The organism is Streptomyces sp. NPDC002795 (assembly GCF_042888725.1).
Lineage (GTDB): Bacteria > Actinomycetota > Actinomycetes > Streptomycetales > Streptomycetaceae > Streptomyces.
On record NZ_JBIAQB010000015.1, the window covers coordinates 1 to 12,877 of the forward strand.

Sequence of the window (12,877 nt, forward strand, 5' to 3'; positions counted from 1 at the left end):
TACTGCAGGGGGGACCCTGTGGGAGAGTAGGACGCCGCCGAACTAATTTTATAGAAAAGCCCGGACCGGGATACGGTCCGGGCTTTTCTGCGTTCTATGGGCGCGTCACGCGCCCATTCACTCAAAGGCGGCCGGCGGATTTCAGAGCCAGGTAGGCGTCCGCAAGGGCTGGAGCCAATTCGGATGGGGTGGCGTCCACGACGGTGACGCCGTGGCGGGTGAGTTGTTCGGCGGTGCGCAGGCGCTCGGCCTTTGCCTGGGCCGCTGACGCGGCATCGTAGACAGCTTCGGTAGTGCCCCGGGCCGACGCCATTGATTCGATTCTCGGGTCGGCCACCGATGCCAGGACAACCGTGTGGCGTTTTGTGAGACGCGAGAGTACGGGGAGGAGGCCCTCTTCGATGGGGGCCGCGTCCAGGGACGTAAGAAGGACGATCAGGGACCGGCGGTGTGCCGTGTGCAGGGCTGTTGCCGTGAGGCCTCGGGCGTCAGTTTCGATCAGTTCTGGTTCCAGGGGAGCCATGGCGTTGACCAGGGCAGGAAGGACGTCGCCTGCGGTTCGGCCCTGGACCAGGGCGCGGGTGCGGCGGTCGTAGGCCAGAAGGTCCACGTGGTCGCCGGCCCGGGAGGCCAGGGCGCCCAGGAGGAGTGCGGCGTCCATGGAGGCGTCGAGGCGCGGGGCGTCGCCGACTCGGCCGGCGGAGGTGCGGCCGGTGTCGAGGACCAGGAGGATGCGGCGGTCGCGTTCCGGGCGCCAGGTGCGTACGGCCACCGCGGAGTGGCGGGCCGTTGCGCGCCAGTCGATGGAGCGGGTGTCGTCCCCGGGAACGTACTCGCGGAGGCTGTCGAATTCTGTGCCCTCGCCCCTCGTCAACACGCTGGTGCGGCCGTCGAGTTCGCGGAGGCGGGCCAGTTTGGAGGGGAGGTGCTTGCGGCTGTGGAAGGGCGGCAGGACACGGACCGTCCAGGGGACCCTGTGCGTGCCCTGGCGGGTGAACAGGCCGAGGGGGCCGTAGGAGCGGATGGTGACGCGGTCGGCCGTGCGGTCGCCTCTGCGGGTGGGCTGGAGGCGCGTCGTGACGCGGCGCCTTTCGCCTGCGGGGATGTTCACGCGGTGGCGGGACGAGTCGTACTCCATGCCTGAGCGCCAGCTGCTGGGGGGCCAGGCGTCGCGGAGGGCGGCGCGCAAGGGGCGGCGTGCGGGGTTGGTGATCGTGAGGGTGACGTCGGCCGGTTCTCCGAGACGTACTGAGGTGTCGCCCGAGCGGGTAAGGCGCAGGCGGCGTACGGGGGCGGCCAGGGCGAAGTCGCAGGCGCAGGCCAGGGCGAGCGGGGTGTTGACGGCCAGGATGCCGGTCCAGCTGGGGTCCCAGATGCCGACGGGGAGGGAGCCCAGGGCCGCGAGAAGGGCCGTACGTCCGGTCAGTGCCATCGTTGTGTCGTCCTCCGTTGTGCGTCGAGTCAGCGGGGGACGGGGACGTGGGTCAGGATCGCGTTGATGACGGAATCCGGGGTGACGCCCTCCATTTCGGCCTCCGGGCGTAGTTGGACGCGGTGGCGGAGGGTGGGCAGGGCCAGGGCTTTGACGTCGTCGGGGGTGACGTAGTCGCGGCCGGTAAGCCAGGCCCAGGCGCGGGCTGTGGCGAGGAGGGCCGTGGCTCCTCGCGGGGAGACGCCGAGGGTGAGCGACGGGGATTCGCGGGTCGCTCGGCAGATGTCCACTACGTAGGCGGTGATTTCGGGGGAGATCGTTGTCTTGGAGACGGCCGCGCGGGCTGCTTCTAGGTCGGCTGCCGTGGCGACCGGGCGGATACCAGCTGCCTGTAGGTCGCGGGGGTTGAAGCCGGAGGCGTGGCGGGTGAGGACGTCGATCTCGTCCTGTCGGGTGGGCAGGGGAACGTTCAACTTGAGGAGGAAGCGGTCCAGTTGGGCCTCGGGGAGAGGGTAGGTGCCCTCGTACTCGACCGGGTTCTGGGTCGCGACCACCATGAACGGGTCCGGGAGTAGCCGGGGCGTGCCGTCCACCGTCACCTGGCGCTCCTCCATCGCTTCGAGGAGGGAGGACTGGGTCTTGGGCGGGGTGCGGTTGATTTCGTCCGCGAGGACGAGGTTGGTGAAGACCGGGCCCGGCTGGAAGGAGAAGCGGGCGGTGTTGGTGTCGTAGACCAGCGAGCCCGTCACGTCGCTCGGCATCAGGTCGGGGGTGAACTGCACGCGCTTCGTGTCGAGTTCGAGGGACGCGGCGAGGGCGCGTACGAGGAGGGTCTTGGCCACGCCGGGCACTCCCTCGAGCAGGACGTGGCCCCGGCAGAGCAGGGCCACGACGAGGCCCGTGACGGTGGAGTCCTGGCCGACCACGGCCTTGGCGATCTCCGTGCGCAGGGCTTCCAAAGACGCCCTTGAGCTGCGGGGATCCGTCGTGGGCCCGGCGTTGTCAGTGGTCGGGTCCATCATGAGTTCCGTACCTCTCTTTCGAGGGCGTCGAGGTGGTCGGCGAGTGCGATGAGTGCTGCGTCGGTCGCGGGGGGCGGGCCGAAGAGGAGGGCGTGCGGGTCCCGGGCGGGCGTGGGGAGTTGGTGTGCCAGGGCCGGGAGGAAGGTCTCGGGCGAGTGGGCCTGGGAGACGGGGACGCCGATGAGGGGGGCGAGGCGCGTGCGGGTGGAGATACGTAGAGCTGTGGCGGCGCGATCGCGGGCGTTCGCCTTGCGGTAGAGGCGGGCGCGGCCTTCGACGGTTTCGGAGGCGCGGATCGCGACAGGCAGGCGCTCTTGGACGAGGGGGCCCAGACGGCGTGCGCGCCACAGGGCGGCCAGTGCTGCCGCGATGAAGAGCTGAAGTGTGCCCCAGAGCCAGCCCTGGGGGATCAGGTCGACGAAGCTGCGGTCGTTCTGTGCGTCGTCCGCCGCCGAGTCGTCGGAGAGGGAGGGGAGGTACCAGACCAGATGAGGGCGCGAACCGAGGAGTTGAAGGGCGAGCGAGGCGTTGCCCTGTTCGTCGAGGCGGTCGTTGAGGAGGATGTCGGGGGCACCGAGGACGACCGTGTCGCCTTCGTCGGTGGGGGACGGCAGGCGCAGCAGCGTGGGGGAGCCGTGGCTCGGGTAGCAGGAGTCGGCGCCGGTGAGCGTCGTGCTGTAGCGGTGGCCGCCGGTGTTCGCGGGGCCGGCGCGGCGGGCCTCGGGCAGCGCGCAGCGGGGCGCGAGGGGCTGGTCGGCGGCGGGCTCGGGGTCGGAGACGCCGGGGGCCAGCGTCTCGACCGCGGCGGCGCCGGGGGAGACGAGGACGGTGCGGCCGCCGGAGTCGGCGGTGGTGGCCCGGAGCCGGGACTGCTGGCGGGCCGTGAGCCGGTCGGGCGAGGCGACCAGGAGGGTCGTGTCGGGACCTGTCGCCGCGCGGGCCTCGTCGGTCGTGGTGACCACGCGCGTGTCGACGCCGCGGGCGGCGAGGAGTTCGGCGACGGCGCGGCTGCCGCGCTGGTCGGCGGAGCGCGGATCGAGGGCGCCGTGCTGGTCACCGGAGCGGACCACCGCGATGGCCACGGCCGCGACCAGGAGGAGGACCAGGGCCAGGGCGATGCCGCGGGTGCGGGTCCAGATCTGGCGGGCGGTGGGGGTGGTGGAGGTGGTGCCGTCGGGTGCCGGTGGCGATGGGGGCGCGGTGAGCGTCGCCGAGGTCGTGTTTCCCGGTTCGGCTCCTGGTGGGTGGCCCGGGGTCGGGACGTGGGGATCGGTCGGTTCGGTCACCGGGGCGCTCCCGCGGTGGGGGCGAGGACGGGGGTGGTGCGCTCCACCTCGGTGTCCAGGGTGGACAGGCGCTCGTACGTCTCCGGGGCCGCGGTGCGGCCGCCGTACGCGATGTCGTCGAAGTCGCGGGCTGCCGCGCGGAGGCGGTCCGCGTGCTGGGGCAGCGGGCGGGCCGCTTCGGAGGCGGCCTCGTCGGCGGTCCGGCCGGGGCGCGGGTCGAGGAGGGCGCGCTCTTCCAGAGAGCGGACCAGGGCGCGCATCCGTTCCTGGACGGCCTGGTTCCAGTGGCCCTGGGCGGCGTGTGCCGCGGCGGCCGCGCGGTGCTCGGCGGCGCTGCGCGGGCGGTCGTCGAAGAGCGGGGGCGCGGAGGTGGGGGAGCGGCGCGGGGTGCCGAGGCGCCACCACAGGGCGGCCGCCACGGCGACGACGGCCAGCAGGATCACGATCAGGCCGACGGCGCCGCCGGGGGTGGCGCCGGACGCGGCGGAGAAGAGCTCGTCGATCCAGTCCCAGAACTTGTTCAGGGCGCGCATGAACCAGTTCGGGTCGTCCTGGTGGTACGCGGGCTTGGACAGCTCGCGTTTCGCCGCTTCCCGCGCGGGGTCGCGCGGGATCCTCACCGGCGGCTCGTCGCCGCCGGTGAGGACCGACGAGATCGTCGTGTGGAGCACTCCCCCAAGTGCGCTCACCCCATCAACTCCCCGGAGTGGCGCCGGAGGCGGACCCGTAGTCGTGCAGGCCTGCGGCGCGGGCGAGTTCGAGGTCGAGGGCCTCGCGGCGGATCCGCTGGTCGATGTAGAGGAGCACGGTGACGCCGGCCGTGATCGGGAAGGTGATCGTGGAGCCGACGACCGAGCCGATGCCGGTGATGATGAGGAAGGCCCAGCCGAAGTTCCCGCCGCTCTCCAGGAGTCCGGTGAAGCCGTCTCCGCTGACCACCCCGGCGATGGCGGTGAACGGGAAGAGGATGATCTCCGAGACGATCGCGGCGATCAGGGACGCCAGGATCGTGATGCCGAAGACCCGCCACCAGGAGCCGCGGACGAGCTTGGTGGAGCGGCCCATGGCCTTGCGGACGGTCTGCTTCTCCAGCATCAGCACGGGCGAGGCCAGCGACAGGCGGACCATCAGCCAGATCGTCACGGCGAGGCCGGCGAGACCGCCGACGACCCCGAGGGCGAGGCCGCCCTCGGGCGAGCCGAGTGCGCCGACGAGGATGCCGGGCGCGACGCTCACGAGCATGATCGCCGCGGCGATCAGCGGGAGCAGCAGCGTCAGGCCGAGCAGCCTGAGGATCTGCGGCCGGGCGTCGCGCCAGGCCTCTCCTGTGGTGACGGGGCGGCCGAGCACGGCGCGGCTGGTGACGGTCGTCAGCAGGGCCGTCGCGACGATCGTGCCGAGCAGCGTGACGACCGCGACGAGCGCGGAGCCGATCAGGAGCGTGCCCAGGGCGCTGAAGATCTCGCGCGGGGTGGCGTCGGGGTTGTCGAGGGCCGTGGTGGTCGCCGCGTCGTTGAGGGCGAAGCCCTGGAGGAGGACCGCCAGGAGCTGGGTCACCACGGCGACCGTCAGCGAGATGCCGAGGACGGTGCGCCAGTAGCTGCGCATCGTCGACACCGCGCCGTCGAGGATCTCGCCGACGCCGAGCGGGCGCAGCGGGATGACGCCGGGTTTGGCTGCCGAGGGCTTGCCCTGCCAGCCGCCGCCCCAGCCGGGGTAGCCGCCGCCTCCGGGGCCGCCCGGACCCTGGCCGTAGCCACCGTGTCCGCCCTGGCCGCCCCAGCCCTGACCGCCCCAGCCCTGGCCCTGGCCGGGAGCCGGCGGGGGCGGGGGAGGGGTCTGGGCGGGGCCGGAGGGCGCGGACCACTGGGCGGGTGGCGGCTGCTCCTTGGACCACTTCGGGCCCTGGCCTGCGGCGTCCTGCGGGGTGGCGTCCTGCGGACCGCTGCCCTGTGCGTCGCCGTTCTGGCCGGGGCCGTCCTCGCGGTTGCCGTCCGGGCCGTCGGAGGGGGCAGATCCGGGCGATGCCCAGCCCGGAGTGTCGTTCATCGTCGCTCCTTCACAGTGCCCGACCGCGGTCGCGGCAGCAGGTTGGCTGCCATCGTGCCATGGGGTGGGTGCCGGATGACCTGGCCCCGGGAGGGCTGCACGCCTTCAATTGTCGGGTCGGTACGGGGCAGACTGGGCGGATGGCTGATCAGTACGCGCAATCCGGCGAGGACATACGGCCCATCCACGGCACACGGTCCCAGACCGTCGACATCGCGGCGATCCGGTGGGAGGAGCCGGCGGAGGGGCCCGTTCTGGTGCTGCTCGACCAGACGCGGCTGCCCGCGGAAGAGGTCGAGCTGGTGTGCACGGATCCGCAGGCCCTGGTGCAGGCGATCCGTTCCCTGGCCGTGCGCGGGGCGCCGCTGCTCGGGATCGCGGGGGCGTACGGGGTGGCGCTCGCGGCCGCCCGCGGCTTCGACGTCGAGGAGGCGGCGGGGGCGCTGGCGGATGCGCGGCCCACCGCGGTCAATCTGGCGTCCGGGGTGCGCAGGGCGCAGGAGGCGTACCGATCCGCGTTCGGGAGTGGGACGGGTGACGAGGCGCAGGCGCAGGCGCGGGCCGCCGCGGCGGCGCTCTCCTCGGCGCGGGCGCTGCACGCGGAGGACGCGGAAGCCAGCGCCAGGATGGCCGAGCAGGGGCTACGGCTGCTGGACGAGCTGCTGCCCGGTGGCAATCACCGCATCCTGACGCACTGCAACACCGGGGCGCTGGTCTCCGGCGGTGAGGGCACGGCTTTCGCGGTCGCGCTCGCCGCGCATCGGGCGGGGCGGCTGCGCCGGCTGTGGGTGGACGAGACGCGGCCGCTGTTGCAGGGTGCTCGTCTGACCGCCTATGAGGCCGCGCGGAGCGGGATGGCGTACACATTGCTTACGGACAATGCGGCGGGGTCGCTGTTCGCCGCGGGTGAGGTGGACGCCGTGCTCATCGGCGCGGACCGGATCGCGGCCGACGGTTCGGTGGCGAACAAGGTGGGGAGCTATCCGCTCGCGGTGCTGGCGCGCTATCACCATGTGCCGTTCATCGTGGTCGCGCCGGTGACGACGATCGACCCGGAGACCGCGGACGGGGCTTCCATCGAGGTGGAGCAGCGGGCAGGGCATGAGGTGACGGAGGTCACGGCGCCGCGGGCGCCGCTGGCCGGAGTGGAGGCAGGTGGCGGGATTCCGGTGGCACCACTGGGGACGCAGGCGTACAACCCCGCGTTCGATGTGACGCCTCCGGACTTGGTGACGGCGATCGTCACGGAGCGGGGCGTTGTGTCGCCTGTGACAAGTGATGGCTTGGGCGAACTGTGTGACAGTTCACTCCAGGCAACGATGAGCTAATGGGATGATGTGGTCCATGAAGGGACGAGTCCTTGTCGTCGACGACGACACCGCACTGGCCGAGATGCTCGGCATTGTGCTGCGTGGTGAAGGTTTTGAGCCGTCGTTCGTAGCTGACGGCGACAAGGCGCTGGCCGCTTTCCGTGAGACCAAGCCCGATCTGGTTCTCCTCGACCTGATGCTGCCCGGTAGGGACGGTATCGAGGTGTGCCGCCTGATCAGGGCGGAGTCCGGGGTGCCGATCGTGATGCTCACGGCGAAGAGCGACACCGTGGATGTGGTGGTGGGCCTCGAATCGGGGGCCGACGACTACATCGTCAAGCCGTTCAAGCCGAAGGAGCTGGTCGCCCGGATCCGGGCGCGGCTGCGGAGATCGGAGGAGCCTGCGCCGGAGCAGCTCGCCATCGGTGACCTGGTCATCGATGTGGCGGGGCATTCGGTGAAGCGGGAAGGACAGCCGATCGCGCTGACGCCGCTGGAGTTCGATCTGCTGGTCGCGCTCGCGCGCAAGCCCTGGCAGGTGTTCACGCGTGAGGTGCTCCTGGAGCAGGTGTGGGGCTACCGGCACGCGGCGGACACGCGTCTGGTCAATGTGCATGTGCAGCGGCTGCGCTCCAAGGTCGAGAAGGACCCGGAGCGGCCGGAGATCGTGGTGACCGTCCGAGGTGTCGGTTACAAGGCAGGACCGAGCTGACGTGTCCCGAAACAGTGCCGCTTCGGCGCCCGGGGCCCCGGGGTCCCGCCCGGAGCGGCCTGTGGGACCCGCGGCGGGTCCGACCGCCGCTCGCGGCTCACGGCTGCGCCGGGTCGTCGACAGGAGTCTGCTGCTCCAGGGCGGGATGAAGGGCAGCCCTGTGCTGCGCCTGTTCGCGCGCTGGGTGCGGCGTCCGTTGCTGCCCGCGATGCGGTTGTGGCGGCGGAACATCCAGCTGAAGGTCGTCGTCACGACGCTGCTGATGTCGCTCGGTGTCGTGCTGCTGCTCGGCATCGTCGTCATCGGCTCGGTGCGCAACGGGCTGCTCGACGCCAAGGTGAAGGCCTCGCAGAGCCAGGCCGAGGGCGGCTTCCGCGCGGCGAAGGACAAGGCGGACTCCGCGGCGGCCGGGGTGCGGGACGGCGCGTCCGGTGACAGTCGCACCACGTTGAACCCCAACAACTGGATGAGCGAGCTCGTCACGCAGCTCGCGAGTGGTGGCAAGGGCGCGTTCGACGTCGTGACCCTCAGCTCGAACGACGCCGACAGTGGCAACGGGCGGGCGCCGCGTGGCTCCGGTCCTGTGGACCCGAACCGCAGTGTGCCCGACGACCTGCGGGGACAGGTCGACCGGATCGCCGGCGCTTCGCAGCAGTACACGAAGATCGTCTACGACGGTGGCAAGGACTCGCAGCCGGGTCTCGTCGTCGGCAAGCGGCTCAACGATCCGCAGGGGAACGCCTATCAGCTGTACTACCTCTTCCCGCTGACGCAGGAGGAGAAGTCCCTCGGCCTGGTCAAGGGAACGCTCGCGACGGCGGGGCTCTTCGTCGTGGTGCTGCTCGGGGCCATCGCCTGGCTCGTCGTGCGGCAGGTCGTCACGCCGGTCCGGATGGCGGCAGGGGTCGCGGAGCGGCTCTCCGCGGGCCGCCTCCAGGAGCGTATGAAGGTCACCGGCGAGGACGACATCGCGCGCCTGGGCGAGGCCTTCAACAAGATGGCGCAGAACCTCTATCTGAAGATCCAGCAGCTCGAGGACCTGTCGCGGATGCAGCGGCGGTTCGTCTCGGACGTGAGTCATGAGCTGCGAACGCCGCTGACGACGGTACGGATGGCCGCCGATGTCATCCATGAGGCGCGGGTCGACTTCGATCCGGTGACCGCGCGGTCCGCGGAGCTGCTGGCCGACCAGCTGGACCGCTTCGAGTCGCTGCTGGCCGATCTGTTGGAGATCAGCCGGTTCGATGCCGGGGCCGCCGCGCTGGAGGCCGAGCCGATAGATCTGCGGGAGGTCGTACGGCGCGTGGTGGGTGGCGCCGAGCCGCTCGCGGAGCGCAAGGGCACGCACATCCGGATCGTCGGCGACGATCAGCCGGTGGTCGCCGAGGCGGACGCGCGGCGTGTGGAGCGCGTGCTGCGCAACCTGGTGGTGAACGCCGTGGAGCACGGCGACGGCCAGGACGTCGTGGTGCGGCTCGCGACCGCGGGAGGCGCGGTCGCCGTCGCGGTGCGCGACTACGGAGTGGGGCTCAAGCCCGGAGAGGCGACCCGCGTGTTCAGCCGCTTCTGGCGGGCCGACCCGGCACGCGCGCGTACCACGGGCGGAACCGGGCTCGGCCTGTCGATCGCCCTGGAGGACGCGCGGCTGCACGGAGGGTGGTTGCAGGCGTGGGGCGAGCCGGGCGGCGGCTCGCAGTTCCGGCTGACGTTGCCGAGGACGGTGGACGAGGCGCTGCGCGGTTCGCCGATACCGCTGGAGCCGGAGGACTCGCGGCGCAACCGGGGACTCGGTGACTCCGGTCTTCCGGGCGCCGACGGCAAGAAGCTGGCCACGGTGCCGGCCCAGGCACTGCCCGCGCCGGACAAGGCCCCGATCGCCGCGCACCACGCGCAGGCGGCGGTGTCCGCGGACCCCACGGCGCTGCCCGGCAGCGTCGCGCGCGTGGTGGCTCGTGGCGGGGCGACGAGCGAGCCGCGGCAGGCCGACGACGGCGCGGGGCACGGTGACCCGGATGGTCACAGTGGGCGCGACGGGTCGCGGGCGGCGGACGACGAGGCGTCGGAACCCGGGGCGCCCGCGCGGGCGCGTACGGAGCGGACCGCGGCGACATCGCGCGGTGAGGGGAGCGACGGCGGTCGTGGATGAGCAGCGGGTGCCGCGACAGCGGCGCGGGATGCGGGCCGGAATGCTGGCCGGGTGTGGTGCGCTCGTGCTCGCCGGCTGTGCGTCGATGCCGGACAACGGAGGCCTCGAATCGGTCGAGGCCTCGCAGCGTCCGGATTCGCAGGTGCGCGTCTTCGCCCTGCCGCCGAAGGACAACGTCGGGCCCTCCTCCATCGTCGAGGGCTTCCTGGAGGCGCTGACCAGTGACGACCCCTCGTACACGATGGCGCGCAAGTACCTGACGCCGAAGGCGGCGAAGAACTGGGAGCCCAAGCGGCAGACCGTGGTGCTCGACGAGGGCCCCAGCACGCGCCCGACGGGCCGGCCGAATTCGGGGAACGACGGCCGCTCCTACGAATTGACCGGGCATCAGGTCGCCACGGTCGACCAGCAGCAGGCGTACCAGCCGGAGGGCGGGTCGTACCAGGGGGATCTGCACCTGACGCAGGTGAACACCTCCAAGGGCAAGCAGTGGCGGATCGACGCCCTCCCGGAGGGGGTCGTCCTCGGCGAGTCCGACTTCCAGCGGATCTACAGCTCCGTCAACAAGTACTACTACGCGGTGGATTCGACGTCGGGCGGCGAGGCCGGGCAGCGGCGTCTGGTCGCGGACCCCGTCTTCGTACGACAGTGGACCGACCCGCTGACGGAGACCGTCAAGGAGCTGTTGCGGGGGCCGACGCGCTGGCTGAATCCGGTGGTGCGGACGGCGTTCCCGACGCATGCCGCGCTGAAGAAGGGCACCGATTCGCTGGCGCCCGACGACGCCAACAAGCTGACGGTGCCGCTGAACGAGGCGGGCAGCAGGGCCGGTCAGGCCAAGTGCAAGGAGATGGCGGCCCAACTGTTGTTCTCGCTGCGGGCCCTGTCGTCGTCGAGCGTGAACGAGGTCGAACTGAAGCGTTCCGACGGCCGGTTCATGTGTGCGATGACCGAGGACGGGGCGGACGCTCTCGCGGCGCCGCGCTCCACCGGGCGCGTCCCGGACCAGTACTTCCTCGACGCCAAGGGCCGCTTGGTGCGGATGCCGGGCAAGAGCAGGTCCGACAAGAGCCCCGAGGAGGTGCCGGGGCCGCTGGGCGAGGGCGAGCAGGTGCTGCGTTCCGTGGCGGTGTCGCGCGACCAGGAGCGCGCGGCGGGGGTCTCGAACGACGGGCGCTCGCTGTACGTGGCGTCGTTGATCTCGGGTGCCTCGTTGGGGGACCCGGTCGCGCGCAGCCAGGCCAAGGCGGAGAAGAACGGCTTCACGACACCCAGTTGGGACGGGAACGGCGACCTGTGGGCGGCCGACCGTGATCCCAAGCACCGGCGGCTGCTGATGTTCGGGCAGGGCCAGGCGGACAAGGTGCAGAAGGTCCGGGTCGAGGGCCTCGGCGACGACGTCACCATCGAGACGGTGAAGGCGTCCGCCGACGGAGCGCGGATCGGGCTTCTCGTGGCGGACAAGGACACGACGTCGCTGTGGATCGGGCGGGTCGAGCGACACGCCGACGCGAACGGCGACACGGAGGTCTCGGTGACCGAACTGCGCCGGGCCGCACCGAAGATGGAAGAGGTCACGGCCGTGTCGTGGGCGGGCGACAGCAGGCTCGTCGTCGTCGGCCGGGAGCCCGGCGGGCTGCAGCAGATGCAGTACGTACTGAGCGACGGATCGACGCCGACCGGGCAGGCGCTGCCGGGTCTGACCAGGGTCAGCGAGATCGCGGCGTCGGACAACGACGAGTTGCCGCTGCTCGCGCACTCCGACGACGGGATCGTCCGCCTGCCCTCCGGGGCGGCGTGGCAGTCGGTGCTGAAGGACGGGACGGCTCCGGTCTATCCGGGGTAGCGGCGCGGGCCGATGGCCCGGGTGTCACCCACACGAGTTCAACCCCTGGTCACAACCGTCGAGTTGTCCACAGGGCGTTGTCCACAGGGCTGGTGGGGCGGCCCGCGGATCGGCACAGTGGTGGGTATGCGGGGGTGGTGGCAGGACCTCTCCGATCTGGTGCTGCCGGCGGAGTGTGCCGGTTGTGGCAGGTCTCGTACGACGCTGTGCGCGCGGTGCTCGGCGGCGTTGCGCGGCGCCGTGCCCAGCAGGGTGCGGCCGCGACCGGCTCCGCCGGGGTTGCCGGTCGTGTTCGGCGCCGTCCCGTACCGGAACGCGGTGCGGGCCGTGCTCCTCGCCCACAAGGAGCGTGGTGCGCTCGGCCTCGCCCGGCCGCTGGGCGAGGCGCTCGCCGGGGCGGTGCGGGCCGGTCTCGTGGACGGTGGGGTCGGTGGGCGCGGCGCGGGTGGGAGGGCTCCTGGTGGCGTCCTGGGCGCCGTGACGCTGGTTCCTGTGCCGTCCGCGCCGCGGGCCGTGCGGGCGCGTGGGCACGACCCGACGCGGCGGATCGCGTACGCGGCGGCGGCCGAGCTGCGCCGTGCGGGGGTCGCGGCGCGGGTGCTCGCCGTGCTGAGGCAGCGGCGCGCGGTGGCCGACCAGTCGGGCCTGGACGCCCGGCAGCGGCGGGTGAATGTGACGGGCGCGCTGGAGGTGGTGGGCGGTGGCAGCGGGTTGCTCAGCGGAAATGGCCGGATCGTGCTGGTCGACGACCTGATCACGACGGGTGCTTCTTTGGCGGAGGCGGCGCGCGCAATAGCGGTCGCGACGGGTTACGCGAAGATCGAGAGGGAACACGGGACGGAGGGGAACGCCTCCGGGGCAGGTCCGGGAAAGGCGGACGAGATCAACAGGATCCCGTTCCGGGCGGCCGTCGTGGCTGCGTCACCGGATTCCTTCGAAATAAACCGGAACTAGTTGGGAATCTGCATCGTTGCAGGTAGAGACAGGGTTCATTCGCTCGGTTGGAGGTACGCGTCAGTAGAGGGTGCCGACAACCGTCCGGGCGAGATATGTTCGGTTGTGAGGAACTCGGCA

Annotated in this window: 10 protein-coding genes; 5 read left to right on the top strand and 5 right to left on the bottom strand. The window is 71.8% G+C overall.

Annotated elements, in window-relative coordinates; all coding sequences use genetic code 11:
* Window positions 1-121: 121 nt before the first annotated feature.
* From ACFYWS_RS34935 to ACFYWS_RS34955, 5 genes are all read right to left on the bottom strand, one after another.
* Complete coding sequence (locus ACFYWS_RS34935; RefSeq protein WP_389283163.1) at window positions 122-1,432, bottom strand: DUF58 domain-containing protein; 1,311 nt, start codon at window positions 1,430-1,432, stop codon at window positions 122-124.
* Window positions 1,433-1,461: 29 nt separating this feature from the next.
* Window positions 1,462-2,451, bottom strand: coding sequence for an AAA family ATPase (locus ACFYWS_RS34940; protein WP_389283165.1), 990 nt, complete (start codon window positions 2,449-2,451; stop codon window positions 1,462-1,464).
* Window positions 2,451-3,593 (bottom strand): DUF4350 domain-containing protein, encoded by a 1,143-nt coding sequence (locus tag ACFYWS_RS34945; RefSeq protein WP_389283461.1) that lies wholly within the window; start codon window positions 3,591-3,593, stop codon window positions 2,451-2,453. Before ACFYWS_RS34945 ends, ACFYWS_RS34940 begins: the two co-directional genes overlap by 1 nt.
* Before the next feature lie 143 nt (window positions 3,594-3,736).
* Window positions 3,737-4,429 (bottom strand): DUF4129 domain-containing protein, encoded by a 693-nt coding sequence (locus tag ACFYWS_RS34950; protein ID WP_389283167.1) that lies wholly within the window; start codon window positions 4,427-4,429, stop codon window positions 3,737-3,739.
* Between the two features lie 4 nt (window positions 4,430-4,433).
* A complete protein-coding gene (locus ACFYWS_RS34955; protein WP_389283168.1) occupies window positions 4,434-5,789 on the bottom strand; it encodes a glycerophosphoryl diester phosphodiesterase membrane domain-containing protein in 1,356 nt (451 codons plus the stop codon).
* Window positions 5,790-5,929: 140 nt separating this feature from the next.
* Here ACFYWS_RS34955 and mtnA point away from each other — a divergent pair, with 140 nt between their 5' ends.
* The 5 genes from mtnA (at window position 5,930) to ACFYWS_RS34980 (ending at window position 12,757) form a co-directional block, all read left to right on the top strand.
* Window positions 5,930-7,117: an S-methyl-5-thioribose-1-phosphate isomerase gene (gene mtnA, locus ACFYWS_RS34960; protein WP_389283170.1), complete on the top strand. Its 1,188-nt coding sequence runs from the start codon at window positions 5,930-5,932 to the stop codon at window positions 7,115-7,117.
* A gap of 4 nt (window positions 7,118-7,121) precedes the next feature.
* Window positions 7,122-7,811: a two-component system response regulator MtrA gene (mtrA, locus tag ACFYWS_RS34965; protein WP_323179534.1), complete on the top strand. Its 690-nt coding sequence runs from the start codon at window positions 7,122-7,124 to the stop codon at window positions 7,809-7,811.
* 1 nt (window position 7,812) lies between these two features.
* A complete protein-coding gene (mtrB, locus tag ACFYWS_RS34970) occupies window positions 7,813-9,957 on the top strand; it encodes an MtrAB system histidine kinase MtrB (RefSeq protein WP_389283172.1) in 2,145 nt (714 codons plus the stop codon).
* A gap of 28 nt (window positions 9,958-9,985) precedes the next feature.
* Window positions 9,986-11,803 (top strand): LpqB family beta-propeller domain-containing protein, encoded by a 1,818-nt coding sequence (locus tag ACFYWS_RS34975; RefSeq protein WP_389283463.1) that lies wholly within the window; start codon window positions 9,986-9,988, stop codon window positions 11,801-11,803.
* A 126-nt stretch (window positions 11,804-11,929) separates the two neighbouring features.
* Window positions 11,930-12,757 (top strand): ComF family protein, encoded by an 828-nt coding sequence (locus ACFYWS_RS34980; protein WP_389283174.1) that lies wholly within the window; start codon window positions 11,930-11,932, stop codon window positions 12,755-12,757.
* The last annotated feature ends 120 nt before the right edge of the window (window positions 12,758-12,877 follow it).

What these genes read in the sequence shown, in the direction of transcription:
- ACFYWS_RS34955 (WP_389283168.1), bottom strand. Translation starts at nt 5,789, where the DNA reads ATGAACGACACTCCGGGCTGGGCATCGCCCGGATCTGCCCCCTCCGAC.
- mtrA (WP_323179534.1), top strand. Translation starts at nt 7,122, where the DNA reads ATGATGTGGTCCATGAAGGGACGAGTCCTTGTCGTCGACGACGACACC.
- ACFYWS_RS34980 (WP_389283174.1), top strand. Translation starts at nt 11,930, where the DNA reads ATGCGGGGGTGGTGGCAGGACCTCTCCGATCTGGTGCTGCCGGCGGAG.
- mtnA (WP_389283170.1), top strand. Translation starts at nt 5,930, where the DNA reads ATGGCTGATCAGTACGCGCAATCCGGCGAGGACATACGGCCCATCCAC.
- ACFYWS_RS34935 (WP_389283163.1), bottom strand. Translation starts at nt 1,432, where the DNA reads ATGGCACTGACCGGACGTACGGCCCTTCTCGCGGCCCTGGGCTCCCTC.
- ACFYWS_RS34940 (WP_389283165.1), bottom strand. Translation starts at nt 2,451, where the DNA reads ATGGACCCGACCACTGACAACGCCGGGCCCACGACGGATCCCCGCAGC.
- ACFYWS_RS34975 (WP_389283463.1), top strand. Translation starts at nt 9,986, where the DNA reads ATGCGGGCCGGAATGCTGGCCGGGTGTGGTGCGCTCGTGCTCGCCGGC.